Below are 18911 nucleotides of genomic sequence, written 5' to 3'. Positions count from 1 at the left end.
GTTTCATGCATTGCCAGACCCTTGTCCTCGGCGCCGGCATCGTCGGCGTCAGCACCGCGCTGCACCTGCAGGCACGCGGGCGCCAGGTAATTCTGATCGACCGCGACGAACCGGGCAGTGGCACCAGCCACGGCAACGCCGGGCTGATCGAGCGCTCCAGTGTCATCCCCTATGCCTTCCCGCGGCAACTGAGCGCACTGCTGCGCTACGGCCTGAACCGCCAGCCCGATGTGCGCTACAGCCTGGCGCACCTGCCCAAGGCCGCACCGTGGCTGTGGCGTTACTGGCGCCAGTCGGCACCCGGGCGCCTGGCCGGCGCCGCCGCCGATATGTTGCCGCTGGTGCAGCGCTGTGTCGACGAGCATGACGCGCTGATCGCTGCCGCCGGCCTGGAGGGCCTGGTGCAAGCCAAAGGCTGGATCGAAGTGTTCCGCGACCCCGCGCTGTTCGAGCAGGCAAAAACCGATGCCAAGGGCCTGAGCCGCTACGGCTTGCGGTTCGAAATCCTTGAATGCGGGCAGCTGCAGGCACGTGAACATCAGCTGGACGCCACCGTGGTCGGTGGCATCCACTGGCTCGACCCGAAAACCGTGAACAACCCCGGCGCGCTCACCCGTGGCTATGCGGCGCTGTTCCTGCAGCGCGGCGGGCAGTTCGTGCATGGCGATGCGCGCAGCCTGCGCCAGGCCAATGGCCAATGGCGGGTAGAGAGCCAGCGTGGCCCGATCACTGCCGACGAGGTGGTGGCCTGCCTTGGGCCTCAGTCAGCCGACTTGTTCAGCGGCCTGGGCTACCAGATCCCGCTGGCCATCAAGCGGGGCTACCACATGCACTACAGCACCCGTGACGGCGCTCAGCTGGAGCACTCGATCTGCGACACCCAAGGCGGCTATGTACTGGCGCCGATGGCGCGCGGCGTGCGCCTGACCACCGGCATCGAGTTCGACGCAGCCAGTGCGCCTGGCAATCAGATTCAGCTGGGCCGCTGCGAGGCCTTGGCGCGCAAGCTGTTCCCGGCCCTCGGCGAACGGCTGGACGACACACCATGGCTGGGCCGCCGCCCCTGCCTGCCCGACATGCGCCCGGTGATCGGGCCGGCGCCGCGCCACCCAGGGCTGTGGTTCAACTTCGGCCATGCCCATCACGGCCTCACGCTGGGCCCGGTCTGCGGCCGGCTGCTGGCCGAGCTGCTCACTGGCGAGCCCCCCTTCACCGACCCCGCGCCTTACAGCGCGACCCGTTTCGACTGAACCCACGCGGGAGAACAACAAGATGACCGCACCACTGAGCCTTGCCACCCTTGCCCCCGAACCCGACCCGCGTCCGGTGCTGATTCGCATCGAAGGCCTGAACAAGCACTATGGCGCGTTCCACGTGCTGCGTGACATCGACCTGCAGGTGCGCGAAGGCGAACGCATCGTGCTGTGCGGGCCGTCCGGCTCGGGCAAGTCGACCCTGATCCGTTGCATCAACCGCCTGGAAGTCGCCCAGCAGGGCAGCATCCAGGTGGACGGCATCGACCTGGCGGCCACCACGCACGAGGCTGCACAGGTACGCAGCGACATCGGCATGGTGTTCCAGCACTTCAACCTGTTCCCGCACATGAGCGTGCTCGACAACTGCCTGCTGGCCCCCACCAGCGTGCGCGGGCTGTCACGCAAGGACGCCGAGGAGCGGGCACGCATGTACCTGAGCAAGGTCGGCATCGAAAGCCAGGCGCACAAGTACCCCAGCCAGCTGTCCGGCGGCCAGCAGCAGCGCGTGGCAATCGCCCGGGCGCTGTGCATGAAGCCGCGGATCATGCTGTTCGACGAGCCCACTTCGGCGCTGGACCCGGAAATGGTCGCCGAGGTGCTGGACGTGCTGGTGCAGTTGGCTGGCACGGGCATGACCATGCTATGCGTCACCCATGAAATGGGCTTTGCCCGGCAGGTCGCCGAGCGGGTGCTGTTCCTTGAGGGAGGGCAGATCATCGAGGACAGCCCGCCGCAGGTGTTCTTCAACCAGCCGCGCACCGAGCGGGCCAAGGCGTTCCTGGCGCAGATCCTGCACTGATTGAAGACCTGTCACTGGACTTTGTGGGAGCGGCCTTGCGTCGCGAGAGGGCTGCGCAGCAGCCCCGGCAATCTATGCACAGTGCTGAAATCCGAGGGGCCGCTTTGCGGCCCTCTCGCAACACAAGGCCGCACACATGGACCAAGGTGACTTCAAGCGACCTATTCATTGCGCCGCTGCAATGACCCAACTGCATCGTTAAATATTATTGACCGCAGCCCCTGCCAAACCCACGCCGCCACAGGCCCGCATCGGTTTCAGCCCCCAGAAAACGGCGTGTCCCCCGCGTTAAAGCCCGCTTCCGTCGTTTGACATATCGAACGGCTCTGGCAAGCTATCTACAAGCCCCGACCGGAATCGTCGCCTCTGACGAGCCGGCAGTGCTCGGGGCTACAGGCAGCACCCAAGGCCCCGCGCCGTGCGCCTGCACAACAACGACAGGTCGAACCTGTCCCAAGGTGACATATGTCCAACAGCAACATTGGCAACAAGCAACCTTCCCTGCGCAAACCCGTCGTCCTGATGACCATGGGCAGCCAAGAGCGCAAAGGCCATGACTACCAGGTCATGACCCACAAATACATTACCCCGCTGGTCGAGTTCTCCGATTGCGTCCCGGTGTTGGTGCCTACCTGCTGCGGCACTGACGACCTCGAGACCTACCTGGACATGGCCGACGGCGTTTACCTGACTGGCGCTGGCAGCAACATCGACCCGGCCCTGTATGGCCAGGAAAACCAGACCCCAGGCAAAGGCCAGGACCAGAACCGCGACCTGTTCGACATTCCGCTGGTCAAGGCGGCGATCAAGCGTGGCCTGCCCATTTTCGGCATCTGCCGCGGCATGCAAGAAATCAACGTGGCCCTGGGTGGCGACATTTACCAGAAGGTGTATGCCGAACCTGGGTTCAATGACCACCGGGAAAACCCGGAAGACCCGGTCGAAGTGCAATACGCCCAGGTGCATGGGGTGAAGATCCAGCCGGGCAGCTGGCTGCACGACACCCTGGGTACCGACGAGATTCGCGTCAACTCGCTGCATGGCCAAGGCCTGCACAAGCTCGGCGCCGGTATTGAAGCGATCGCCCGTGCCGAAGATGGCCTGGTCGAAGCGATTCATGCGCCAAGCATTTCGCCGTTCTTGTTCGCGGTGCAGTGGCACCCTGAATGGCAGGCGGCGAAGAACCCTGACTCGATAAAGATCTTCCAGGCTTTCGGCGATGCTTGCCGGGCCCAGGTACGCAAGGCGCAAATCAAGCGCCAGCACGCGGCCTGACCTTCAGTTTCCTCTGCTTTGATCGCGGGGCGGTGCAAGGCCGCCCCCGTTTCCCCGGTCACCCTCTGCTGGTCCCAGAACACTTCCCGTGGAATCGGGCGGCGGGCTTGTGCCTGTCTCCGCGATCGTTTTTTCCTTTCCCTTAAGAGATACGATGACTGCCATGTGTTTGTCGTTGTACCTGCTGCGCCTGTGAAATCGAGCGCCGCCCGCGCGGCGCTTCGCGGGTAAACACGCTCCTACGTTTGTTTCGGGCCAGTTATGCCTGTGGCATTTGCGCGCGAACGCCTTGGCGCATGCCTCGATATCGCGTCGTACAAACAAGGCGGTCGCGCGCGTCTGGCACAGGCGATACTGGCCCGAAACAAACGTAGGAGCGGGTTCACCCGCGAAGCGCCGCGCGGGCGGCGCTCGATCTGCGCCACAACACACCTATCCAGACGGCCACCCTGGCGAGAACACAAAACTCTGAAAAAGGACTAGTCATCGCACAAGTTGTACGATAACTTACCTCCAACACAAAACAACACCCCCTCACCCAAGCGCCACAGGATGCCAACAACAATGAATCCACAAGAACTTAAATCCATCCTCTCCCACGGCCTGCTGTCTTTCCCGGTCACCGACTTCAATGCCCAGGGCGACTTCAACCCGGCTGGCTACATCAAGCGCCTTGAGTGGCTGGCCCCCTACGGCGCCAGCGCGCTGTTCGCCGCTGGCGGTACCGGTGAATTCTTCTCCCTGGCCGCCAGCGAATACAGCCAGGTGATCAAGACCGCGGTCGACACCTGCGCCACTTCGGTACCGATCCTCGCCGGTGTCGGTGGCTCCACCCGTCAGGCCATCGAATACGCTCAGGAAGCCGAGCGCCTGGGTGCCAAGGGCCTGCTGTTGCTGCCGCACTACCTGACCGAAGCCAGCCAGGACGGCGTCGCCGCCCACGTCGAAGCGGTGTGCAAATCGGTAAACATCGGTGTGGTGGTGTACAACCGCAACGTCTGCCGCCTGAACGCCGACCTGCTGGAAAAACTGGCCGAGCGCTGCCCGAACCTGATCGGCTACAAGGACGGCCTGGGTGATATCGAACTGATGGTGTCGATCCGTCGTCGCCTGGGCGAGCGCTTCAGCTACCTGGGTGGCCTGCCGACCGCCGAAGTGTATGCTGCCGCCTACAAAGCCCTGGGCGTACCGGTTTACTCCTCCGCGGTGTTCAACTTCGTGCCGAAAACCGCCATGGACTTCTACAACGCCATCGCCCGTGACGACCACGCCGCCGTGGCCAAGCTGATCGACGATTTCTTCCTGCCCTACCTGGACATCCGCAACCGCAAGGCCGGCTACGCCGTGAGCATCGTCAAGGCCGGCGCCAGAATTGCCGGTTACGACGCTGGCCCGGTGCGCACTCCGCTGACCGACCTCACCGCCGAAGAGTACGAAATGCTCGCCGCGCTGATGGACAAGATGGGCCCGCAGTAAGCGCTGCCCGCGGCCTGCCAGATGCCGCACCCGGAGTGGGCCTACCCCCACTCCGGTTACAATTCGTGAGCCCGCACAAAAATAACTAGTGGGAGTTTTGCCAGCATGCAAGCGACTAAGAAAACGCATGTGCGCTACCTGATCCTGTTCATGCTGTTTCTGGTGACCACGATCAACTATGCCGACCGCGCTACCATTGCTATCGCAGGCTCCAGCCTGCAGAAAGACCTCGGCATTGACGCCGTAACCCTCGGTTATATCTTTTCCGCCTTCGGATGGGCTTACGTGGCTGGCCAGATTCCTGGTGGCTGGCTGCTCGATCGCTTCGGTTCCAAGAACGTCTACGCCTTCAGCATCTTCACCTGGTCGCTGTTCACCCTGCTGCAGGGTTTTGTCGGTGGCCTGCCGGTTGCCTGGGCCGTGGTCACCCTCTTCACCCTGCGCTTCCTGGTCGGTTTCGCCGAAGCCCCGTCATTCCCGGGTAACGCGCGCATCGTCGCCGCATGGTTCCCGACCCAGGAACGCGGCACGGCGTCGGCCATCTTCAACTCGGCGCAGTATTTCGCCACTGCACTGTTCGCCCCGATCATGGGCTGGATCGTGTTCAGCTTCGGCTGGGAGCACGTCTTCGTGGTCATGGGTGTGCTGGGCATCATCTTCTCGATGGTGTGGCTGAAGACCATCTACAATCCGCGCCAACACCCGCACATCAGCCAAAGCGAACTCGAGCACATCGAGCAGAACGGCGGCCTGGTCGACATGGACCAGAAGCGCGGCAGCGACGGCCCGAAATGGGGTTACATCAAGCAGTTGCTGACCAGCCGCATGCTGCTGGGCGTATACCTGGGCCAGTACTGCATCAACGCCATCACCTACTTCTTCCTCACCTGGTTCCCGGTGTACCTGGTGCAGGAACGTGGCATGACCATTCTCAAGGCCGGCTTCATCGCCTCGCTGCCGGCGGTGTGTGGTTTTATCGGCGGCGTCCTGGGTGGCGTGATCTCCGACTGGCTGCTGCGCCGCGGCAACTCGCTGACCTTCTCGCGCAAACTGCCGATCGTCTGTGGCCTGCTGCTGTCCACCACCATGGTGTTCTGCAACTACGTCGATGCCGAGTGGATGGTGGTTGGCTTCATGACGCTGGCGTTTTTCGGCAAGGGCATCGGCGCACTGGGCTGGGCGGTGGTCGCGGACACTTCACCCAAGCAGATCGCCGGGCTGTCCGGTGGCCTGTTCAACACCTTCGGCAACATCGCGTCGATCACCACCCCTATCGTGATCGGCTACATCATCAGCGCCACCGGCTCGTTCAAGTGGGCGCTTGTGTACGTGGGTGCCAACGCGCTGGTCGCGGTATTCAGCTATCTGGTTATCGTCGGCCCCATCAAGCGTATCGAATTGCGTGATGCTGCCCCGAAGCCACACGCTGAGCCTGCCACCGACGGCGAACTGGCCAGCTCCCGTCACTGAAAAAACACGCCCGCGCCGGGTCACCCGGCATGGGCGGATGTACAAAAGCCTGAGAACCTGACAAGTAGGGCCCAAACATGCAGTTGATCGAACATTCCGACTCGCCCCGCTACGTCCGCCTGCACGACGACGACAACGTCGTGGTCGTTGTCAACGACGGCGGCTTGGGCGAAGGCGCCCGCTTCGCCGACGGCCTGACCCTGATCGAAGGCGTGCCGCAAAGCCACAAGGTGGCCACCGTGGCCATCGCCAAGGGCGAGCCCGTGCGCCGCTACGGGCAAATCATCGGCTACGCGCTGGAAGACCTGCGCCAAGGTAGCTGGGTTCAGGAAAGCCAGCTGGCCATGCCGGCCGCCCCGGACCTGGACAGCCTGCCGCGCTGCGATGCAGTGCCACAACCGCTGCCGCCGCTGGAGGGCTTCACTTTCGAGGGCTATCGCAACGCCGACGGCACTGTCGGCACCCGCAATATCCTCGGCATCACCACCACCGTGCAGTGCGTGACCGGCGTGCTGGAACATGCAGTCAAGCGCATTCGCAACGAACTACTGCCCAAATACCCCAACGTCGATGACGTGGTAGCCATTACCCACAGCTACGGCTGCGGTGTGGCAATCAACGCCCGCGACGCTTACATCCCGATCCGCACCGTGCGCAACCTGGCGCGCAACCCCAACCTGGGCGGCGAGGCACTGGTGATCAGCCTGGGCTGTGAAAAACTGCAAGCCAGCCAGGTGATGCACGACAACGACCCCTCGGTGGACCTCAGCGACCCATGGCTGTACCGCCTGCAAGATGCCAGCCTTGGCTTTGTTGAAATGATCGAGCAGATCATGGACCTGGCCGAAACCCGCCTGAAGAAGCTCGACCAGCGCCGCCGCGAAACGGTCCCGGCCAGCGAACTGATCCTCGGTATGCAATGCGGTGGCAGCGACGCCTTCTCGGGCATCACCGCCAACCCGGCACTGGGCTATGCCGCCGACCTACTGGTCCGCGCTGGCGCCACCGTGCTGTTCTCTGAAGTGACCGAGGTGCGCGACGCGATCTACATGCTGACCTCGCGCGCGGAAAACCAGGACGTTGCCGACGCGTTGGTGCGCGAAATGGACTGGTACGACCGCTACCTGCAGCAAGGCGCCGCCGACCGCAGCGCCAACACCACGCCGGGCAACAAGAAAGGCGGGCTGTCGAACATCGTCGAGAAATCGCTGGGTTCGATCGTCAAGTCCGGCAGCGGCGCTATCCAGGGTGTGCTCGGCCCAGGCGAACGGGTCAATCGCAAAGGCCTGATTTTCTGCGCCACCCCAGCCAGCGACTTTGTCTGCGGCACCTTGCAGCTGGCAGCCGGCATGAACCTGCACGTCTTTACTACCGGCCGCGGCACCCCGTATGGCCTGGCCATGGCACCGGTGGTCAAAGTGTGCACCCGCAGCGAACTGGCCCAGCGCTGGCCCGACCTGATCGACATCGACGCCGGTCGCATCGCCAGTGGCCGCTCGACCATCGAGGAGCTGGGCTGGGAGCTGTTCCATTACTACCTGGACGTAGCCAGCGGCCGCAAGCAGACCTGGGCCGAACATCACCGGCTGCACAACGACATCACCCTGTTCAACCCGGCGCCCATTACCTGATGCCGCAGCCCTGACCACGCATTCACACACGCCACTCTCAATCCCACAGGAGCACCCCATGCCTGAAATCCTCGGCCATAACTTCATCGCCGGTCAGCGCAGTGCCGCTGGCCCTCAGCGCCTGCAGAGCCTGGACGCCAGCACTGGCGAAGCCCTGCCCTACAGCTTTGCCCAGGCCACCGAAGCCGAAGTGGACCAGGCCGCCAAGGCCGCTGCCGCTGCCTTCGCCAAGTTCCGCCAACTGACTCCGGCACGTCGGGCCGAGTTCCTCGACGCCATCGCCGCTGAACTCGACGAACTGGATGACGCCTTCGTCGCCATCGTCTGCCGCGAAACTGCACTGCCCGCCGCCCGTATTCAGGGCGAGCGCGGCCGCACCAGCGGGCAGATGCGCCTGTTCGCCCAAGTGCTGCGCCGCGGCGACTTCCTCGGCGCGCGCATCGACCTGGCACTGCCCGAGCGCCAGCCGCTGCCACGCGTAGACCTGCGCCAGATGCGCATCGGTGTGGGCCCGGTCGCCGTGTTCGGGGCCAGCAACTTCCCGCTGGCCTTCTCCACCGCCGGTGGTGATACCGCGGCCGCCCTCGCCGCGGGCTGCCCGGTGGTATTCAAGGCGCACAGCGGGCACATGGCCACGGCCGACCTGGTCGGCTGCGCCATCGTGCGCGCCGCTGAGCGTACCGGCATGCCCAAGGGCGTGTTCAACATGGTATTTGGTGGCGGCGTGGGCGAGTGGCTGGTCAAGCACCCCGCCATCCAGGCGGTTGGCTTCACCGGCTCGCTCAAAGGCGGCGATGCCCTTTGCCGCATGGCCGCTGAGCGCCCGCAGCCAATCCCGGTATTTGCCGAGATGTCGAGCATCAACCCGGTCATCATCCTGCCGGGCGCCCTGGCCAAGCGTGGTGAGGCCATTGCCCGCGAGTTGGCGGGGTCCGTGTGCATGGGCGCCGGGCAGTTCTGCACCAACCCTGGGTTGGTGATTGGCCTGCAGTCACCACAGTACAGCCAGCTGCTCGCCGACCTTGGCCAGTACCTGGACCAGCAAGCCGGGCAAACCATGCTCAACGCTGGCGGCCTGCGCAGCTACGTTGGCGGCCTTGAACACCTGCATGCCCATGCCGGTATCGAGCATGTGGCCGGCCAGGCGCAGGAAGGCAACCAGGCACGCGCTCAGCTGTTCAAGGCCGATGCACGCCTGCTGGTCGAGTCCGACCCGCTGTTGCAGGAGGAAGTGTTTGGGCCCACCACCGTGGCTGTAGAGGTGCAGGACCACGACCAACTGCGCGACGCGCTGCTCGGCCTGCGCGGCCAGCTGACCGCGACGCTGATCGGCGAGGCGGAGGACTTCGATGCCTTCGCCTGGCTGGTGCCGCTGCTGGAGGAGAAAGTCGGGCGAATCCTGGTCAATGGCTACCCGACCGGTGTCGAAGTCTGTGATGCGATGGTGCACGGAGGCCCGTACCCGGCTACCTCCGATGCGCGTGGCACCTCGGTCGGCACGTTGGCCATCGACCGCTTCCTGCGCCCGGTGTGCTACCAGAACTACCCGCAGACACTGCTGCCTGAGGCACTGCGCGACGGCAACCCGCTGGGGCTGCGGCGGTTGGTGAACGGGCAGTGGAGTGACGGGGCGATCTGACCGGTTGCAAGCAACAAGAAAGCCCTGCGCACGGCGGGGCTTTTCTTTTTGACTGTACCGGCCTCTTCGCGGGCAAGCCCGCTCCTACAGGGCTATCTTGCCCGCGAAGAGGCCAGTACTGGCAGCAAAGGCTTCAGGTCCCTTGCGCTTCCGCCGCCTCATGCGCCTGGCGCAAGCGCTCGCGGCTGTTGCTCAGGTGCATGCGCATGGCCATCTTCGCCCCTTCGCTGTCACGCCGGGCAATCGCCTCATAGATCGCCTCGTGCTCATGCATCAGGCGACTCATGTAATGCGCCTGATCATCATGGGCCAGGCGCGCCGAATTCAGCCGGGTGCGCGGAATGATGCTGGTACCCAGGTGGTTGATGATGTCGGCGAAGTAGTGGTTGCCGCTGGCCTGGGCAATGCGCAGGTGGAACTGGAAGTCCGCCGACACCGCATCGGTGGCGTGGGCCGCCCCCTCGTTGAGTTCGTCCAGCGCCGCCCGCATACCGGCCAGGGCTTCGTCGCTTCGCCGCTGGGCCGCCAGCCCGGCCGACTCGATCTCCAGGGCAATGCGCAACTCCAGCACCGCCAGCACTTCGCGCAGGGTGACCACGGTGGCCGGGTCGATACGGAAACCGCCCGTAGCCGGCGCATCCAGCACGAAGGTGCCGATGCCGTGGCGGGTCTCAACCTGCCCGGCGGCCTGCAACCGCGAGATCGCCTCACGCACCACCGTGCGGCTGACGCCCTCTTCGGCCATGATCTGCGATTCGGTCGGCAGCTTGTCGCCGCGCTTGAGCTGGCCGCTGCGAATGCGTTCGGTCAGCACCGTGACCAGTTCCTGGGCCAGACTGCGCGGCTTGCGCCGGGTCCTTGCCTGTACCTGCTGCTCTGTCATTGCCCTGTATTTCACCTTGAAAGACAGCGCTCATCATAGCGCAAGCGGTTGTACGATCACATACACCCCGTGCGGTATTTATTGCCATCTTTGCAGTCCCTGGCCCCTGAAAAACGCACAGAATTCGTGGCCCATGACCTGCGCAAGCCTGTACTGTACGCCTTCACGCTCACTGTTCCATGGAAGGAATCTGCAGTATGAAAACCCTCGACCGCCTTTTGCTCGGCAGTGGCCTGCTGATCCCCCTCTGGCTGCTGGTGGGGGTATGGCTCACCGCTCAGGCCTACCCTGGCTATGATCACCTGCAACAGGCCATGAGCCAGCTTGGCGCGGCCGGTTCGCCAACCCACAGCTGGTCGCCACGGGTCAACAATTTCCCTCTGGCCCTGCTGTTTGCCCTGTTTGCCTGGGGCCTGGTGCGGCGCTGGCGCAGCTCGAAGCTGGCGCTGCTGAGTGCGGGCCTGGTGTTGCTGCATGGCATGGGCAGTTTGGGCACCGGCTGGTTCCCTTGCGACCAGGGCTGTGCACCGGCACAGCCATCTACCTCGCAGCAACTGCATAACCTGTTTGGTCTGCTGATGTTCCTCTCACTGACCTTGGCCAGCGCCGTATGGGCATGGCTGGGCAACCGCATTGCCGGCTCCCCCGCCTTGGCGCTGCTTTCCCTGGCTTGCGTGGTGTTGGCCATCATCACCGTCGCGTTGATGGGCCAGGCAGCGCAGAGTGGCCAGCTGTTCGGCCTCTATCAACGCCTTAACTACGGTGTTTCGGTGCTCTGGGTTGCCAGCCTGGCCTGGACAAGCCTGCGCAGGCCCGTGGCCAGCCCGCTGCGCATGGCTGTGACCTGACGGCAAATTGCTGGCCCACGGCTGTGGAAAGCGAAGGCAAACTCCGTTCTCTTTCAGATGCTTAGGACAGCAACATGCGAGTACTTCTAGCAACGATGGCCGGCTGCCTGCTGGCCACCTTCGCTTTCGGCGCCCAAGCCAGGGCACTGAGCCAGAACGATCGCCACACCTGCAGCTGGGGCGCGCAGATAGCCGCCGAGGCCCAACAGGCCAAGCTTTCCGGGGTGACCTTGTATGCCACGCGCAAGAAGCTGCAGGTACGCAAATTCCCCAAACCCTGGATGCGCATGACTGCCTTCGGCATTACCGAGCAGACGTACAACAGCCGCTCGCGGCTCAAGCCTGAAGCGATAAAGCGGACTTACTTTGAACAGTGTGTTCAGCATGCGACTGCAAGAAGATAACTCTTTTTTATCAGTAAATTACAGCTCAAACATAAAGCCATTTAGTAGAGTCCATATGCTGCGAAAAGGCCTCTATCGCCAGCAGCTTGTAAGCGCGTGCAAGACTCAAGCATTTGTTAAGCTGATCCGAGTCGCCAGAATTGACCAAGGCCATTCACCTGATGGATGAACTGCGCAAGATCGACCTCAACCTGCTGCTCGCCCTGCATGCCCTGCTCAGTGAACGGCACGTGACCCGCGCAGCCCTGCGCCTGCACCGCAGCCAACCGGCGGTCAGCCACGCCTTGGCGCAGTTGCGCAAACACTTCGACGACCCTTTGCTGGTACGCCAAGGTGGCGGCATGGCCCTTACCGCCCGCGCCCAATCGCTGGCACAACCGTTACAGGATGCACTGAGCAATCTCGACAGCCTGCTGGCCACCCCGCTGTTCGAGCCAGCCCGGGCCCAGCGCCGGTTCCGGCTGTCGCTGTCCGACTACGCCTCGCGCATCATCCTGCCGCACCTGCTGCGCCACCTACGCCAAGTCGCGCCCGGGGTGGACCTGGCCATCAGCCAGGCCAGCCGTGAAACCATGTTGGCGCAGTTGCTCGATGGCGAGCTGGATCTGGCCCTTGGCCTGTTCCCCGAACTGCCTCAGGACATCACCGCCCAGCCCCTGTTTGCCGATCGCTTCATCAGCGTTGCCGATCGCCAGGTCCTGCCTGCCAGCGGCGGCATGGCCTTGGAAGACTGGCTGGCACGCCCACATGTATTGATGGCCATGCGCCCGGATGCTTTCGATGAAATTGAGCGCGCACTGGCCGCCCGGGGCTTGCAACGCCGTATTGCCCTGGCCTTGCCACACTGGAGTGCGGCAGTCGAAGTGCTGGCCGGCACCGACCTGATCCTGACGGTGGCCAGCCGCGCCGTGGGGTCGTTGCGCCAGCACAGGACACTGCGCCAGTTCACGCCGCCACTGGCCATCCCCTCGTTCGACTATCAGCAAGCCTGGCACAACCGCAAGGACAGTGACCCCGGGCACCGCTGGCTGCGCGAAACCGTATGGGCCTGCAGCCAAGCAGGGCGCTGATCAGTTTTCTTGCCCCTTCACAGCTGCCGTGGAATGGGCCGGTGACGCCGTTGCCCAAGGGCCCTGTACCAGCAACACTCCGCACAGGATCAGCACCACGCCAGCCACCCTGGCCAGGCTAAGCGGCTTGCCACCCAGCCCCATCACCCCGTAGTGGTCGGCAAGCACTGCCGTGATGATCTGCCCTGCCACCACCAGTACCAGGAACCCTGCTGCGCCAAGTTTCGGGGTGAGTGCTGCGGCGCCGGCTACATACATTGCCCCCAGCACGCCTCCAATCCATAACCACCAGGGCCCTTGCAAGGCCTTGCCCATGTCTGGTGCCGGTACCCGGATAATCAGCAGCGCAGCGATCACCACCAGCATGCTCACCGTCAACGATGTGAAAGCCCCCCACAGCCAGTGCCCAAGGGCCCGGCCTACCGCAGCATTGCCGGCGGCCTGAAATGGCAACACAGCACCGGCAAGCAACGCCATTGCCACAGGAAGCACCAGCAGGAGCATCGATTTACTGAACATGGCAGTCCTCATCCAAGGTATCGATGGCCACCATGATGGTGCATTACCCAGTACTGATAGAAATCAAAATCCTGCACTTGAACTATTCGTACCATGCATAGTGAAACATCCCTTCCGTCCGGCGTGCGCATGTTGTCTTAACCCTGAAACATCTGTGCTGTTGACTTACTAAGGCACCAAGATAAACTGCGCCTTATGAATACTCTTGAGAACAAGCATCACATCATGCTCGATGCACTGGCCGAGGCCCCCGCTGACGCCAGGCAGAACGTGCGCCTGTGTTTCGAACTGCTGTCCGCTGCAGCGGCCATCAACCGGGTATGCGCCGCACGGTTGGCCCGCCATAACCTGTCGGAAGGGCGGTTCGCAATCCTCCTGACCTTGCAAGGTGCAGGCGGCCGCCTGGCACCGCTGGAGCTGGCGACGCGCCTGGCAATCACCTCAGGCACCGTGACCGGCCTGCTCGACGGCCTGCAGGGTGATGGCTTTATCAAGCGCCGCAAGGACGCCCATGACCGGCGCAAGCTGAGCATCAGCCTTACCTCGGCAGGCATAGCGGTACTCGACGCCGTTTTCGCCGAACACACCGACTGGATCGGCACGATCATGCAGTCACTGGACAACGCGCAACGTGATGCCCTGTCCGCCACGCTACAGGCACTCTCGGCCAGTCCTGCCCTGGCACTGCCACCGGACAAGCACTGAACCCAAGGCACACCCGCAAGACCACATGGAGGTGGATGATGTTGCAGAATCAGAGCGTATTGGCCCGGCTTGGCAGGAAGCCCCGGGTACATAGCGAACACGACCAGTTAAGTCGTCGCCAACCTTGGCTCGAGGCCTGCCTGCCAGCGGCCCTTTACCGGCGCCTGTTCATCCGCCGCCTTGCCAGACAGCCACTGGCCATCGAGGGTTTCAGCTTTCGCCCGGTGCAGAACCTGTTCGAACTCGAGCAGGCCCTGCGTCTGGTCAACGAGAGCTATGCACGCCGCGGCATCGCCACCGTGTGCCGTGCGGGCATGCGGTTTTCGCCGTTTCACCTGCTACCGGGCACTACCACCTTCGTGGCACTGAAAGACGGGCGAGTGGTTGGCACCGTGTCGCTGATCGAAGACTCGGCACTGGGCCTTCCACTGGAGGATGTGCACATCAACGAGGCTGTGCTACAGCGCCTGGGCGGTGTGCTCGTGGCCGAAGTCGGGACCTTGGCGGTATGTAGCCGCTACAAGGGCAAGGGCGTGCCACTGATGCTGTACAACGCCATGTTTCGATGGGCCATTGACCACCGTAAGGTGAGCACCTTGGTGATCGCCGTGCACCCGCGCGCCGCCAGCTTCTACCGCAATGTACTGTTCTTCTCGCCCATCGGCCCGGTACAGGCCTATACCAAACTCAACAATGCCCTGTCGCTGCCGCTGGCCGTGAATCTAGCCCGGGCGCGGGATGTGTTCGCCAAGGCCTACAGTGCGCCAGGCCTGAAATTTACGGTCGACCAGACGTGTACCGACCTGTTCGACTTTTTTTGCTCGCGCCATTACCCACATATCCAGCTGCCCGCCGCACAGGCTCGCTGGAGTGCCGACGACGTCCTCACCCACATGGCACGTTGTGGCACCTCGCCGCACCACCTTTCGCCGCGGGTGCGACGGGCTCTGCAACTGGACTGAGCAGCCCGCCCCGCGTTCCAAACCCACACGACTTTCATGGAGGACAAGTTCATGGACACAGGATTGCTGCGCGCGATCTACAGGGAAATCACCCTCAGGCAACCGTTTGTACGTACACCTGAGCCCGACCTGGTGATGGTCGACGAAACTTGCGTCAGTGCCTACGCCGACAGTGCCGGCCAGGGCCAGGCGCTGTCCGGCACCTACTTGTACCACTGCGCACAGATGTGCGCCCTGATCAAACCCGGTGATGTCGTACTGGATATCGGTTGTGGCCCTGCCAGCCTATTGCTGCAGTTGGCCCGGCTGAACCCGCGGGCCGAGTTCATCGGTGCCGACCTGTCCGCCAGCATGCTCGAGGTGGGCCGTGAATCGATCCGCCAGCAGGGCATCGACAACGTCGAACTGCGCGAAGAAGACATGACGCGCCTGGCCGGTATCGCCGACCGTAGCGTCGATGTAGTGATTTCGTCCATGGCCCTGCATCACCTGGCAGACCTCTCTCAGCTGGAAGCGACGTTCCGCAACATCGCGCGCGTGCTGCGCAATGATCGGGCCATCTACCTGAATGATTTCGGCAGGCTCAAGTCGGTGGAATCGGTGGACTACTTCGTCAGCCGCGCCAGCGACGGTGCCGACCAGGCTACCCTGCTCGACTACCGCAACTCGCTGCTGGCGGCGTTCTCACGGGAAGAGTTCCAGACCCTTGCCGCCAGCTATCTGGGCCCATGTGCCAAGGTCTACAGCACCGCCATCAGCCCATTGATGATGGTTGTCCGCACTCCCAAGCGGCGCTGCGTGGCGGCAATGAAGGACGAGTTCCGCCGCCGCTACCGCTGCTTGCCGCGTAGCCGCCAGGCTGATGTCGATCAGTTGCGCCTGTTCCTCGGCATGGGGGGGATGGCGAGTGCGTTCTGAGCCGCAGCGCCTGCAAGCCGCCCTGGCGGCGTGGCGCACATTGCTGGGCGACGTCCACGTGCAGACGGATGCCGCGACGCTCGCCAGGTTGCGCCAGGACACAATGCGCTCGCCCGCCCATGCCTGCGCCCGTCTCAGGCCCGCCAACAGCGAAGAGGTGGCGGCCTGCCTGGCCATTGCCCGCCAGCACAACGTTGCGCTGCAACCTGCCAGCACCGGCAACAACTGGGGCTACGGTGGCATGGCGACTACGAATAGCCACTGCGTCCAACTCGACCTGTCGCGCATGGACAAGATTCTCGCCTTTGACGAAGCGCTGGCTGTGGTCACCCTCGAGCCTGGCGTGACCCAGGCGGCACTGGCCGACTACCTGGCCAGCCGCGACCTGCCCTTCCTCACCCCGGTCACCGGCGCCGGGCCCACGTGCAGTGTGCTGGCCAATGCTCTGGAGCGAGGGTTCGGCATCACGCCGGTAACAGACCACTGGCAGGCCGTGATGGGCCTTGAGGCCATCCTGCCCGATGGTCAGCGCTACCGCTCGCCCATGTGGGCGCCTGGCACCACCCCGTGTTTCAAGTGGGGAGTCGGGCCTTACCTTGATGGCCTGTTCGGCCAGAGCGGCCTAGGCGTGGTGACGCAAATGTCGATTGCCTTGGTCCGACGCCCGCAAGTCGTGCAACCGTTCTATTTCTGGGTCGACTCCGCGGCACAGTTACCTGCAGCACTGGACGGGGTGAAACGCATTCTTGACCGTTGCGGCAGCCAGGTGGGCGGCATCAACCTGATGAACAGCACACGCCTGCTGAGCATGGCCTATGACGCGCGCCCCCTGACCCAGCTAAACCAGGCTGAGCGCGACACCGCTGCGAGGTCGCTGGCCCTGCCTGCCTGGATGGGGGTGGGCTCGATTTACTGCGAACAGGCGCAACTGGCCTCGCTGAAGGGCATTATCCGTACCGAACTGCGTCGTTTCAGCAGCCGCTATCTGTTCCGCAGCCAGCGCCAGCTGGCATGGGCAAGCCAAGCCCTGCGTCTGCTGCCAGGTGCCTGGTCCAGGCGCTGGCGGGTCATGCTGGACAAACTGCACTTGGGTATGGAACTGATGGAAGGCCGACCCAATCAGGTGGCGCTGCCGCTGGCCTATGTCGCCGGAGCACGGCCGCAGGCAGGCGCCCTGCTCGACCCGGCACGGGACAACTGCGGCCTGATCTGGTACGCACCGATCCTGCCTTTGCGTAGCCAGCAGGTGGCAACATTCGTCAGGCACATGGAGCATGTGTGCCAGACCCACCGCCTCCCCTGCCCGGTCACCCTCACCACGTTGTCTGGCCGGGCAATCGACTGCACCTTGCCACTGCTCTTCGATCGCAACGATGAAAAGGCCACGGCCCGCGCAGAGGACTGTTACCGGGACTTGTTCAACAGCGGCAAACAGCAAGGTGTACTGCCCTATCGCCTGCCTCTGGCCTTCATGCACCTGCTGACCGATACGCAGGCGCCTGCCTGGCAGCTTGGGCAGCGCCTCAAGCACGCCCTGGACCCGCAGCACCTGCTCGCACCAGGGCGTTACTGCCCACCAGCCCCGGCCACCGGATGCCATTCCTCCGCCATGGAACCTCTGCAATGAGCGACCGAAAATCCCTGATCGACCTTGGCCAACTGCCAACCCGCAACCTGGCCGAATGCCTGGCGGTGGATCAAGCCGCCCTGGTCAACGCCTTGACAGGCCAACTGCCCTCAACGTTGGTAGAGCACCTCGCTGCCAGTGCGGACCAGGCCCAGGCACTGGGCCTGTCAAAAAAAGTGGCGGCCATTGGCCTGGCGTTGGGCAAGTGGCTGGAGCAGGCCCCCGAGTCTTTGCGCCAGCAGGTGTTCGAGCAATGCTGCACGCACCCATCCGATACCGTGCGCAGCTGGGCGGCGTTTGCCCAGGCGTTCCTGTCACGCTCGCTGCCAGCGGAAGATGCCCTGCTGGCGCAGTTTCGCTTTGCCCGCGATGAGCACTTCGGTGTGCGTGAATGGGCCTGGATCGCCCTGCGACCGCGCCTGGCCCAGCACCTTGAAGCGGCCCTGGCGCTACTCGGCCGCCATACGGGCGATGCAGACCCACTGGTCCGTCGGTTCTGCATCGAGATCCTGCGCCCGCGCGGCGTTTGGTGCGAGCACATTGCCGCGCTCAAGCAACAACCAGAAGTGGCCGAGCCGTTACTGGTACCGCTACTGGCCGAAGCCGAGAAATACGCCCAGGACTCGGTCGCCAATTGGCTCAACGATGCCAGCAAGACCCGCCCCGACTGGGTACTTCAGCTGTTTCAGCGCCATCCCCCGGCCTGCAAGGCCTCGCAGCGCATCCAGACCCGGGCTACCCGAAGCCTGCCCCAGTGAACCACCACAAGGAAACAAGCATGTCACTCAAGGAAAAACTCAACGCTGTCAAACAGCAGATGGCCCAACTGCCCACCGAGGTGCTGGAAAAATTTGGCGCCTCGTTGCAAGCCCTTATCGCAAGACACCCTGAGGAGCACGTGCTCAAAACCGGCGACAACGCCCCGCTGGCCGTGCTGGAGGATGCCGATGGCAAGGCCGTGGACCTGCGGGCCCTGCTGGCACGCGGTCCATTGGTACTGGTGTTTTACCGCGGCCTGTGGTGCCCGTTCTGCAATGTAACGCTCAGCGAATACCAGCAGATGGCAAGCGATCTGGCCGCCAGCGGTGCCACGCTGGTCGCCGTCTCTGCCCAGAGCCGCGCTGCCACCCTGAAAACCCGCGAATCCCTGGGCGTGCGCTACCAACTGCTGAGCGACCCGGGCAACCAGCTGGCGCGCCAGTACGGCATCGTCTTCGAGCTGGAGCCAGAGCTGGAAGCGGTGTATCGGGCACTCGGCGCCGACCTCAAGGCACTGAACGACTGCGACGATCTCAGCCTGCCGATGGCCAGCGCTTTCATCATCGGCCAGGATGGCCGCATTCGCCATGCATTCGTCAATGTCGACTACTCCGAACGTGCCGAACCGCAGGCCTTGATCGAAGCCGCCAGCCACTAGGACTCACTCCCC

General features: G+C 63.7%; 18 protein-coding genes. 16 read left to right on the top strand and 2 right to left on the bottom strand.

Features of this window, described 5'->3' with window-relative positions; all coding sequences use genetic code 11:
• The first annotated feature begins 5 nt into the window (after nucleotides 1-5).
• From V6093_RS01750 to V6093_RS01720, 7 genes are all read left to right on the top strand, one after another.
• Complete coding sequence (locus V6093_RS01750) at nucleotides 6-1250, top strand: FAD-binding oxidoreductase (RefSeq protein ID WP_121783654.1); 1245 nt, start codon at nucleotides 6-8, stop codon at nucleotides 1248-1250.
• Nucleotides 1251-1272: 22 nt separating this feature from the next.
• A complete protein-coding gene (locus V6093_RS01745) occupies nucleotides 1273-2055 on the top strand; it encodes an amino acid ABC transporter ATP-binding protein (RefSeq protein WP_406669684.1) in 783 nt (260 codons plus the stop codon).
• A gap of 465 nt (nucleotides 2056-2520) precedes the next feature.
• The gene (locus V6093_RS01740) at nucleotides 2521-3330 is read left to right on the top strand and encodes a gamma-glutamyl-gamma-aminobutyrate hydrolase family protein (RefSeq protein ID WP_004575279.1); all 810 of its coding nucleotides are present in this window, start codon (nucleotides 2521-2523) and stop codon (nucleotides 3328-3330) included.
• A gap of 564 nt (nucleotides 3331-3894) precedes the next feature.
• Nucleotides 3895-4806 carry a 5-dehydro-4-deoxyglucarate dehydratase gene (gene kdgD, locus V6093_RS01735; protein ID WP_003247703.1) on the top strand — a complete coding sequence of 304 codons (912 nt, stop codon included), beginning with the start codon at nucleotides 3895-3897 and terminating at the stop codon, nucleotides 4804-4806.
• Nucleotides 4807-4911: 105 nt separating this feature from the next.
• Nucleotides 4912-6276, top strand: a complete 1365-nt coding sequence (locus V6093_RS01730; protein ID WP_108078865.1) for an MFS transporter — start codon at nucleotides 4912-4914, stop codon at nucleotides 6274-6276.
• Between the two features lie 77 nt (nucleotides 6277-6353).
• Nucleotides 6354-7907, top strand: coding sequence for a galactarate dehydratase (gene garD, locus V6093_RS01725; RefSeq protein WP_047603901.1), 1554 nt, complete (start codon nucleotides 6354-6356; stop codon nucleotides 7905-7907).
• 58 nt (nucleotides 7908-7965) lie between these two features.
• Entirely contained in the window at nucleotides 7966-9546 is a 1581-nt protein-coding gene (locus V6093_RS01720) for an aldehyde dehydrogenase (NADP(+)) (protein WP_047603903.1), read from the top strand.
• Between the two features lie 133 nt (nucleotides 9547-9679).
• Here V6093_RS01720 and V6093_RS01715 read toward each other — a convergent pair whose 3' ends face one another.
• Nucleotides 9680-10429 carry a FadR/GntR family transcriptional regulator gene (locus V6093_RS01715; RefSeq protein WP_003247694.1) on the bottom strand — a complete coding sequence of 250 codons (750 nt, stop codon included), beginning with the start codon at nucleotides 10427-10429 and terminating at the stop codon, nucleotides 9680-9682.
• A gap of 197 nt (nucleotides 10430-10626) precedes the next feature.
• On the opposite strand from V6093_RS01715, the gene V6093_RS01710 reads away from it, so the two are divergent.
• The 3 genes from V6093_RS01710 to V6093_RS01700 all read left to right on the top strand — a co-directional run bounded on the left by V6093_RS01710 (nucleotide 10627) and on the right by V6093_RS01700 (nucleotide 12751).
• Nucleotides 10627-11277 carry a DUF998 domain-containing protein gene (locus V6093_RS01710; protein ID WP_014861620.1) on the top strand — a complete coding sequence of 217 codons (651 nt, stop codon included), beginning with the start codon at nucleotides 10627-10629 and terminating at the stop codon, nucleotides 11275-11277.
• A gap of 74 nt (nucleotides 11278-11351) precedes the next feature.
• On the top strand, nucleotides 11352-11681 hold the full coding sequence (locus V6093_RS01705; RefSeq protein WP_012052790.1) for a hypothetical protein: 330 nt from the start codon (nucleotides 11352-11354) through the stop codon (nucleotides 11679-11681).
• A 161-nt stretch (nucleotides 11682-11842) separates the two neighbouring features.
• Nucleotides 11843-12751 carry a LysR family transcriptional regulator gene (locus V6093_RS01700; protein ID WP_108079079.1) on the top strand — a complete coding sequence of 303 codons (909 nt, stop codon included), beginning with the start codon at nucleotides 11843-11845 and terminating at the stop codon, nucleotides 12749-12751.
• Here the strand turns inward: V6093_RS01700 and V6093_RS01695 are convergent, their stop codons facing one another.
• Complete coding sequence (locus V6093_RS01695) at nucleotides 12752-13270, bottom strand: DMT family transporter (RefSeq protein ID WP_014861623.1); 519 nt, start codon at nucleotides 13268-13270, stop codon at nucleotides 12752-12754. It abuts the gene before it with no gap.
• Between the two features lie 195 nt (nucleotides 13271-13465).
• Here V6093_RS01695 and V6093_RS01690 point away from each other — a divergent pair, with 195 nt between their 5' ends.
• The 6 genes from V6093_RS01690 to V6093_RS01665 are packed head-to-tail and all read left to right on the top strand — an operon-like array spanning nucleotide 13466 to nucleotide 18899.
• Nucleotides 13466-13975: a MarR family winged helix-turn-helix transcriptional regulator gene (locus V6093_RS01690; protein ID WP_003247680.1), complete on the top strand. Its 510-nt coding sequence runs from the start codon at nucleotides 13466-13468 to the stop codon at nucleotides 13973-13975.
• A 38-nt stretch (nucleotides 13976-14013) separates the two neighbouring features.
• On the top strand, nucleotides 14014-14937 hold the full coding sequence (locus V6093_RS01685; RefSeq protein ID WP_108079074.1) for a GNAT family N-acetyltransferase: 924 nt from the start codon (nucleotides 14014-14016) through the stop codon (nucleotides 14935-14937).
• 51 nt (nucleotides 14938-14988) lie between these two features.
• On the top strand, nucleotides 14989-15855 hold the full coding sequence (locus V6093_RS01680) for a class I SAM-dependent methyltransferase (protein WP_108079075.1): 867 nt from the start codon (nucleotides 14989-14991) through the stop codon (nucleotides 15853-15855).
• Nucleotides 15845-17482: an FAD-binding oxidoreductase gene (locus tag V6093_RS01675; RefSeq protein ID WP_047603907.1), complete on the top strand. Its 1638-nt coding sequence runs from the start codon at nucleotides 15845-15847 to the stop codon at nucleotides 17480-17482. Before V6093_RS01680 ends, V6093_RS01675 begins: the two co-directional genes overlap by 11 nt.
• The gene (locus V6093_RS01670; protein ID WP_047603909.1) at nucleotides 17479-18240 is read left to right on the top strand and encodes a hypothetical protein; all 762 of its coding nucleotides are present in this window, start codon (nucleotides 17479-17481) and stop codon (nucleotides 18238-18240) included. Before V6093_RS01675 ends, V6093_RS01670 begins: the two co-directional genes overlap by 4 nt.
• A 20-nt stretch (nucleotides 18241-18260) precedes the next feature.
• On the top strand, nucleotides 18261-18899 hold the full coding sequence (locus V6093_RS01665; protein WP_265979962.1) for a peroxiredoxin-like family protein: 639 nt from the start codon (nucleotides 18261-18263) through the stop codon (nucleotides 18897-18899).
• Nucleotides 18900-18911 lie beyond the last annotated feature (12 nt).

The sequence above is a fragment of the Pseudomonas putida group bacterium ESBL64 genome (genome assembly GCF_045277175.1).
Classification (GTDB): domain Bacteria; phylum Pseudomonadota; class Gammaproteobacteria; order Pseudomonadales; family Pseudomonadaceae; genus Aquipseudomonas; species Aquipseudomonas alloputida.
Note: the sequence above shows the minus strand (reverse complement) of the source record. Positions and strands in the feature narration are given on the sequence as shown.